3 protein-coding genes are annotated in these 2,596 nt (G+C 32.2%); all 3 read right to left on the minus strand.

The annotated features are described in order from the left end of the window. Positions 1-583 (minus strand): class I SAM-dependent methyltransferase (locus PHI88_03750; protein ID MDD5552242.1); only part of this gene is annotated, 583 nt, incomplete at its 3' end. Beyond that, positions 580-1,734: a glycosyltransferase gene (locus PHI88_03755; GenBank protein MDD5552243.1), complete on the minus strand. Its 1,155-nt coding sequence runs from the start codon at positions 1,732-1,734 to the stop codon at positions 580-582. The genes PHI88_03750 and PHI88_03755, both read right to left, overlap by 4 nt. After that, a partial coding sequence (locus PHI88_03760; protein MDD5552244.1) for an NAD-dependent epimerase/dehydratase family protein occupies positions 1,721-2,596 on the minus strand: 876 nt, incomplete at its 5' end. The genes PHI88_03760 and PHI88_03755, both read right to left, overlap by 14 nt.

Consider the following 2,596-nt stretch of genomic DNA (forward strand, 5'->3'; position numbering starts at 1 on the left):
ACGGAAATTTTTCCATTATCTTTTCATAAACTTTGAAGATTTTTATGAATCTTACGGGATATAAATGGGCCTCAAAAGTTTTAAACTGGACATTATTAAAAACATCTAAAATTTTTTTCCTAAAATAACTCTGCTTAAAGTGCTCATGTCCTTTCATTAAAGTCATGTGCGGATAAAAAAGGAGATTGTAGCGATTTGCCTCTACAACAATTATGAAGCCTCCTTTTTTACATACCCTTCTCAACTCATGTAAGCCATTTATATGTTTTTCTCTTCTCTGTTTTGGTTCGTCAATATGGTGCAAAACATCATGTAGAAAAACATAATCAAAAGTACTATCACCATAAGGAATTTTGAAGATGCTGGCTTTCTTAAACTTTAAACCGCCTATATCTTTGATGTTTTGGTGTTTATAAATATCTATGCCATAGGTATTTAATTTATACTCATTTATAAATATTTGTGCATCGCTACCATCACCACAACCGACATCAAGAATTTTTTTACCTTTCTTAAAATTAAATCCTAATTTATTAAAAATATCGTTTTTATACTGGCCATATTTTTGGAAGTTTTGTTTCATAATAAGAGCTTTTCTAAGCTTTCTTTAAAAATTTTATTCCAGTCAAATCGTTTAGCATAACTTAGAGCGTTTTGGCGATAGGTTTGTAATTTTTTTTCATCTCCCATAAGTTTTATTATTGCATCGGCAATATCTCCTTTTTTATAATCAACAATTATGCCGCATTTTTCTTTTTCTATCTCTTTGGCATTGTAGGGCAGATCTGTTAATAATACCGGTATTCCCATGGAAAGATAATCTTTTATTTTGGTAGGATCAGCGTAATAGGTAAAAGATTCTTTGTTCTTTTCATACATTGCCACAGCAAGAGCGCTATTTCTCATTTTTTCTTCTAACTCTTTTCTTTCTTTAATCCATCCTGTAAAGGTAACATATTTGTCAACTCTTACTTTTTGAACAAGTTTTTTCAGGTTATTTTCATATTCTCCTCCACCTATAACTAAAAAATGGAAATCCGGAATTTTTTTTGAAATCTCAGGAATCGCCTGGATAACTAATTGAACTCCCTGTTTTTTTAGTAAATTACCCACAAATAAAAGTTGGTGTTTTTTAACTCTTTCCCAAGAGGTTCTTTTAATTTTATCAAGCCATACTCCAATGGGAACCACTTTTTGTCGAGGATAATCGCTTTTTTTTAAGCCTTTAATTTTTTCTCTACCTTCTGCAATACGAGGCGAAACATTCCAGGTTTCGTCGGCATTTTTGAGACAAAATTTATCTAACCAATGATAGAAACGATTAAAAAATTTATTGGGAAACCTTATTGGCACATAATCAATGGTGTAAAATACTACTTTATTTACTCTTCCCAATTTTCTTAAAATAATACCAACAAACGCATTAAGCCCATCTACACCAATGAATAGGTTGTACTTTTTCTTTCTGGATAAAACCCAAAAAAGACTCAAACAAAATTCAGGAAAATAATTAAGAAAAGAATGTTTTGCTCTTAACGGAAAATATCTTTTGGATATTACAGAACCTTTTATAATTATTTCCCTGAAAGATTTTGTCTCATCTATTATTAGGGGGTGGCCTATAAAAAGAAGTTCCTTAATTTTGTTATTTAATAGATAATCTCTTAACGCTTGCGGGGCTCCATAAACTAAATAATGGGTAGCAATAACTATTTCACTCTTAGAAATGTCCATATCTGCAAATTTCTTCCAGAATCATATCAATATCGTATTTGTAGTCCCAGCCTGGATAATGTTTCTTAAATTTACTCACATCAGAAATATACCAGATATGATCTCCTTTCCTATGCTTATCTGTATATTCGACATTGGCTTTCTTACCTAAAATTTTTTCGATTTTCTTAATGGCTTCTATCATTGAAATATTAGAATATCTAGACCCCCCCATGTTATACACCTCTCCCGACCGTGGTTTTAAGTAAACATGATAAAAGGCATTCACTAAATCATAGGAATGAATGTTGTCTCTTACTTGTTTTCCTTTATAGCCAAAAATTGTATATTTTTCCCCTGTGGCGATACATTTAGCCAAATAAGCTAAAAAACCATGTAGTTCTGTTCCGCTATGAGCGGGGCCTGTTAAACAGCCGCCACGGAAAACATTGGTTCTAAGTCCAAAATACTTACCATACTCTTGAACCATAAGATCAGCCGAAGCTTTGGAAACCCCAAAAATACTATGAAGTGAATTATCTATATTCATAGATTCATCTATTCCTTTATAATAACGGTGATCCTTCGGCAATTCATAACGCGTTTCTAGTTCGACCAAGGGAAGATTATTGGGGGTATCTCCGTAAACTTTATTGGTTGAGGTGAAAATAAAAACAGCCTCAGGACAATATTTTCTAAAATTTTCAAGTAGAATTAGTGTTCCTGTAGCATTAATGGAAAAATCAGTTAATGGCTCTTTAGCCGCCCAGTCATGCGAGGGTTGCGCCGCGGCATGAATAATTAAATTAAAAGTATTTTGTTGGAAAATTTTCTCGATGTTTTTTTGATCCCTAATATCTACACTGTAATGTTTATATTTATC

The sequence above is a fragment of the Candidatus Paceibacterota bacterium genome (assembly GCA_028716825.1).
GTDB lineage: Bacteria > Patescibacteriota > Minisyncoccia > Minisyncoccales.

What these genes read in the sequence shown, in the direction of transcription:
- PHI88_03755 (MDD5552243.1), bottom strand. Translation starts at nt 1,734, where the DNA reads ATGGACATTTCTAAGAGTGAAATAGTTATTGCTACCCATTATTTAGTT.